The following is a 5,444-nucleotide window of genomic DNA, read 5'->3' on the forward strand; positions in this document are numbered from 1 at the left end:
GCGATAACCCCAAATAAGTGTGGGATTATCGCAGCTTTTTTTCTTTATAATACACCGGTATTCCTGTGGCGAACTGCTAGAATACTTCTCTTCATTGGCATTATTCGTATAAAGAGAGAGGTGCAGATTTTGGCCTTTTATGCGTTAAAAGCAATGCTAGTTATTCGTTAAAAGCTATTTCTAATTTGGTTCTTGGAGCTGTTGAATTAGGTTGTACAGATCATCTTTACGAACTGCCCTAGAGGATTGAGTTTCTTATTTAAAAATGATTAGGTTTGAATAAGAATGTCATGTCAGATAAAATAAATAAAGATTTTGAAGGTTTTGCTAATGATAGAGGCGCTCTGAATTCGGAATAGGTCATGTAGATGATTCGGAAATTTATTCATGTACTCTCCATCAACGAATATTTAAATCCTAACACATAGATAAGTATATATTGATATTACTTTTTTCATTTGCATTCGCAGCAGCAATTTCATTAATAATATGGAGAGCTAAATTTCGTTTTAAAAAATAACGTTCACTCAACTATTAGGTAAATTCAATCTAATGAACAAGGGGCGGCATCAGCTGCTCCTTGTTTTTTATTAAAACAAAAGGAGCTTTCCTTCGGTGATGATAGTAAAGATGAGATGGATAATAAAATGTATACACGCTTAAAACCCAAAGTCGTGAAGGCTAAAAAATTCTCACTTTATGTTAAATTATTCTGCAGTTTTCCCCGCTTGAACCTTCTATACTTTTAATGGACACGCTTACAGATTCAGTTGGCAGCAAAGACAAGCAGGGCTCCGAAATTATTTGAACTTGCAGAGGAGGGTTGAGTCACTTTAACGGCGTCCGATCTATGAATGCGGCGGAGTATCGAAGACCGAAGGCTTGAATTGATTTGGCATTCATCATCAAACTGGGGGAATTGGCCATGAGAAAATGTAATTCTGTAATGGTAGCATTTATGCTTGTTTGCAGCTTGGCTCTGGCAGGCTGCGGTACGAACAACGGAAACACCAGCGGCGCTTCGAATGCAGCTGCCGAAGCTAACGGTGCGGCAAGTAACACGACAGCAACTGACGGGGCATCATCTGCGGAAGCCAGCGGACCGCTCACAATTAATCAAGCCCTGCCGGATAAAGAAATTCTAAGCAAAGGGCCGGACGGCGAGAGTGCCGTTTCCGCCAAAACGCTGCAATTGACGGAAGAAGAGCTGGAAAAGATAAAGTCCGGTAACTACACGGCAGCTATCTCCATGCATTATGCTGGTAACGACTGGTCCAAGGCGCAGTTGAATGGTCTAAGGGATACGTTCGCCAAGATGAATATCGAAATCGTTGCCACGACAGATGCGAACTTCAAAGCAGAAACGCAGGTGGCCAACATTGAAACGATACTCGCCAAAAAGCCGCACATCCTGGTCAGTATTCCGGTCGATGCGGTCTCGACGGCGAGCGTTTTCAAGAAAGCCGCCGATGAAGGCGTAAAGCTCGTGTTCATGGACAACAAGGCAAGTGGACTTCAAGCCGGCAAAGATTACATCAGCGTGGTCTCTGCCGATAACTACGGCAATGGCGTAGAAGCCGCACATATTCTGGCGAAAGCGATCGGCGAGGAAGGTGATGTCGGCGTGATCTACCATGATGCGGACTTCTTCGTCACGAAGCAAAGAACCGAGGCGTTCGAGAAAACGATCAAAGACGAGTATCCCAACATCAAAATCGTAGACAGAGGCGGAATCGTGGGTCCCAACGACGGCGAGAAAGTCGCTGCAGCACTGTTGACGAAGCATCCGAAGATGAATGGCATGTTCGTTGTGTGGGATGTACCGGCCGAAGGCGCGCTCGCTGCCGCACGATCCGCTGGCCGAAACGATCTGGCGATTTCGACGATCGACCTTGGCACGAACGTGGCATTGGACATTGCCAAGGGCGGCATGATCAAAGGACTTGGCGCCCAGCTGCCATACGATCAAGGTGTTGCGGAAGCGATTCTAGCGGCGTATTCCTTGTTGGGAAAAGAAGCGCCGGCGTACGTAGCGGTGCCGTCGTTGCAGGTAAATAAGGAGAACATTCTGGCATCCTGGAAAACCGTTTACCATTCGGATGCACCTGCAGCGATTCAAGATATGGCAAAGTAATTCTTCCACTGTTGTAAAAGAACTAGTCTCGGTATTGATCCATTAATCGTATCAGTAAAGGAGAGAATACAATGCGCACATTAAACGTAGGGATGATTGGCGGAGGTTTCATGGGGAAGGCGCATTCGCTGGCTTATGCGGGAATGCCGATGTTTTTCTGGCCCGCGCCTGCCATTCCGTTCCGCAAAACGGTAGTCGATATCAATGAGGAGCTGGCGAGAGAGGCGGCTGCCCGCTACGGCTTCAATTCGTACTCCTCCGATTGGAGAAGGGTGATCGAAGATCCAAGCATCGATATCATCGATATCGTCACGCCGAATCATACGCATGCCGAAATCGCCATCGCCGCGGCTAAAGCAGGGAAGCATATTATCTCCGAAAAGCCGCTTGCCCGGACGACGGAAGAAGCAAAGCAGATGCTGGATGCGGTGAACGAAGCCGGCGTGAAGCATATGGTGGCGTTTAACTATCGACGGACGCCTGCCGTCACGCTTGCGAAGAAATATATTGAGGAAGGTGCGATCGGCAAGATTTTGAACTTCCGGGGCACCTATTTGCAGGACTGGTCGGCGCATCCGGATTCGCCGCTGTCCTGGCGTTTCCGCAAGGACGTAGCCGGTTCGGGCACGCTTGGGGATATCGGCACACATGTGATAGATTTCGCCCGTTATTTGGTCGGGGAAATTACCGAAGTGATGGGAACGGCCAACACGTGGATTAAAGAGCGTCCGGTATCCTCCGGCTCCGCGGATAAGCTGGGTACGGTGAAGTCATCCAGCGACGTGCAAAGAGCGGTCGTCGACGTGGACGATGAGATAAGCACCCTGCTTCGATTCGAGAACGGCGCTGTCGGGAGCATCGAAGCGACCCGCAATGCCTGGGGACGAAACAACTTCCTGACCTTCGAAATCCATGGCGACAAAGGTTCCATCGCTTTCAATTACGAACGGCGTGACGAGCTTCAGGTCTGCTTCTCGGATGACCCGGACGACAGACGCGGATTCCGTACGATTTATACCGGTCCTGCCCATCCAAACGGTGCTGAGCTGTGGCCGATTCCGGCTCTCGGAATTGGTTATGGTGAGACGAAAATCATCGAAACACATGATTTCATATCCGCCATCGTCAACGATACGGTCGTCTCTCCGAACTTCCATGACGGTTATCGCATCCATATAATTTCCGATGCGATCCTGGAATCCGCAAGCAGCGGCAGATGGGTAAAAACGGTCGACCCGCAGCAGACAACGGCCGCAGCAGTGACAGTTCAGGACACGTAATCAAACACGAGGTAGCCTATGGCTACCTCGTGTTGCCTTGTTACGTTCCCTGAATCTCCTCTTGAACCGTACTGCGAACGCGGAACGCCTAAGCCGGACCACGGTTTTGGTGTTCATAGGGAATTTGAAATTCAAACTTGGTGCCTCGCTCCGGCGTGCTCTCGACATGAAATCGAACCTGTTCCCCATAGACCAGAATGAATCTGCGGAACGTGTTGAAAATGCCGGTATGCTTACGGAAATAAGGATCTTTGGTTGCCCCTTTTTCTTGAATCAACTGCCTAAGCCTGTCCAGCACGTCCGCGGATATCCCGGTTCCCGTATCGCATATCACAATCGTCATTGCGTCCGCTTGGGCACGAACCTTGACGGTGAGCTGAAACTCATCGGTGCCCATATACGGACTCCAACCATATTTGATCGCATTCTCGATATAGGGCTGAATGCTGAGCTTCATGACCGGAAAATCGAGAAGCTCGGGAGCGATCTCGAAATGGGCGTGAACGTCTTTGCCGTTACGATAATAATGGATCTTCAGGAAATTGCGGATGTACGCCATTTCCTCTTTCAGCGTGGCCCATCCATCGTCGCTGCGAATGGTGTATCGCATCATGCGGGAGACGGACTGCACCATATCACCGACGGCCTCGCCATTGTTCCTGACCGCGTAGGATTCGATTGTCTCAAGCGTATTGAACAGAAAGTGAGGATTGATCTGGGCCTGCAGCTGCAGCAGCTCGCGTTCCTTCTCCTTCATGTTGGCCTGATACACTTCGCGCTCCATGAACTGAAGCTTGTCGAGCGTTTGATTGTAGCTATGGATTAAGAATCCGATTTCATCATAGTGGTGCTTCATCGGTACCGGGACGTAGACGCCGCGCCCTAAGCTTTGCATCCCTTTCTTCAGCCTGTACAAGGGCCTAAGTATCCCGCTCATTACAGGAAAGGCGATAATCAAGGCGATTACCAGGCTGAGCGCAGCGATCAGAAGCGTCAGCTGATATGTTTGCCGAACCCCTTTGTTAATGCTGCTAAGCGGAGCCATCCATACGATCTTCCACTTGCTGCCGGGAAGATCGTCATAGATCGCCTGGTATTCCCGCCCGCTGGATGTGAACAGAAGCTGCTTGCTCGCCCCGGATGCTTCGAGACTGGCTTGTTGAAAATCTTGCATCAGACCAGCGGTTAATGGCGTTTCGGACACAGTCGTATCGTCTTGCTCGCGGTACAGAATGACTTGCCCTTCCTTGTCCTTCTGATTGCTGCTCAGCATGCTCTTGATTTTCTCTTCATGAATTTCTATGATGAACAAGGCCTCTGTTCGGCCTGTGTCCGTATCCAGAATCGGTCTGATGTAAGAGAATACATTCGCTTTGCTATACAAAATATAAGGCAATAAATGCGGCGCAGTGAGCTCCGGCTTGCTGCTTGCAAATGAAGCTTTATAGGGATGGTCGGCTGCGAGCGAATATGCGGGGTTCAACTGTTTCTGGTACGAATCGAAATATACTTTCCCAATGAGGTCGACGTATAGAACACCGAGCACCTCGGGGTGAAATTGCAGCGAGTTCCGGACTAATGGCCGAAAACGCATCATCTCATTGGCCTGCTCGGTTAATTGGTCGGCAGGGGTATCAAGGAAGTTATGGAAGCTTGCATTAATAAAGAGACCGTCGAAAGACTCGTTCAAGGTTTGCAAATAATCAGACAGCTCTTTGGAGACGAATTCGACATACTGCGATGAAATCGAAGCCGAATACTCCGTGCTAGAGCGAAACATAAAGAACTCTGAACTATAACTAACCAAGGATATGGGTATAATCGAAATCAGAATAAGCAGCACGAATAACTTGAACTTCAGTGATAAGCGTTGTACGATACTCTTCAAAAATATATATAAGGACATATACGAGTTCCCCCCTCGTTCGCTTCATTACCTGTATAAGCTTCGATTTAGGATTGCATGAAGGAGCTGGATTTATTATGAAAATCTGTGTCGTTGACGATGAAAGTGAGGTGCGGGTCAGCAT

General features: G+C 48.7%; 3 protein-coding genes. 2 read left to right on the forward strand and 1 reads right to left on the reverse strand.

Annotation, left to right across the window (positions count from 1 at the left end; genetic code table 11):
• Nucleotides 1-925: 925 nt before the first annotated feature.
• Complete coding sequence (locus AB4Z17_RS31675) at nucleotides 926-2,134, forward strand: substrate-binding domain-containing protein (protein ID WP_441964267.1); 1,209 nt, start codon at nucleotides 926-928, stop codon at nucleotides 2,132-2,134.
• A gap of 71 nt (nucleotides 2,135-2,205) precedes the next feature.
• Nucleotides 2,206-3,414: a Gfo/Idh/MocA family protein gene (locus AB4Z17_RS31680; RefSeq protein ID WP_441964263.1), complete on the forward strand. Its 1,209-nt coding sequence runs from the start codon at nucleotides 2,206-2,208 to the stop codon at nucleotides 3,412-3,414.
• A gap of 88 nt (nucleotides 3,415-3,502) precedes the next feature.
• Here the strand turns inward: AB4Z17_RS31680 and AB4Z17_RS31685 are convergent, their stop codons facing one another.
• On the reverse strand, nucleotides 3,503-5,320 hold the full coding sequence (locus AB4Z17_RS31685) for a cache domain-containing sensor histidine kinase (protein WP_441964265.1): 1,818 nt from the start codon (nucleotides 5,318-5,320) through the stop codon (nucleotides 3,503-3,505).
• Between the last annotated feature and the right edge of the window lie 124 nt (nucleotides 5,321-5,444).

The sequence above is a fragment of the Paenibacillus sp. TAF43_2 genome (genome assembly GCF_052113545.1).
GTDB lineage: Bacteria > Bacillota > Bacilli > Paenibacillales > Paenibacillaceae > Pristimantibacillus.

Coding starts and splice junctions, on each gene's coding strand:
- AB4Z17_RS31675 (WP_441964267.1), top strand. CDS start 926: ATGAGAAAATGTAATTCTGTAATGGTAGCATTTATGCTTGTTTGCAGC.
- AB4Z17_RS31680 (WP_441964263.1), top strand. CDS start 2,206: ATGCGCACATTAAACGTAGGGATGATTGGCGGAGGTTTCATGGGGAAG.
- AB4Z17_RS31685 (WP_441964265.1), bottom strand. CDS start 5,320: ATGTCCTTATATATATTTTTGAAGAGTATCGTACAACGCTTATCACTG.